The organism is Telluria sp. AZSoR62, assembly GCF_058111565.1.
Genome location: NZ_JBYTST010000551.1, coordinates 1 through 240, shown reverse-complemented (window position 1 = coordinate 240; position 240 = coordinate 1). Strand labels below are relative to the sequence as shown.

1 protein-coding gene is annotated in these 240 nt (G+C 69.2%); it reads left to right on the top strand.

The genetic code is table 11. The features are described from left to right. Positions 1-240 (top strand): hypothetical protein (locus tag AC3XQU_RS24730; protein ID WP_489876740.1); only part of this gene is annotated, 240 nt, incomplete at both ends.

Genomic DNA, 240 nt, shown 5'->3' with positions numbered 1-240 from the left:
GTCCGGCGGGGCAAGGACCCGGCCGCCGAGGCGGTATTCACCCTCGCCGAAGTGCAGAACCTGCTGGACTGGTGGCTTGTGGCCGTCTGGCAGAACCGTCCGCACCCGGGACTGCGGCACCCCGCCATGCCGAAGAAGGACCTCACTCCGAACGAAGCCTTTGCCGCCCTGGCCAGCGTCGCGCCTCAGATCCCCGTCGCCCTCACCCGGGACGACTACATCGCCCTCCTGCCTGTCGAA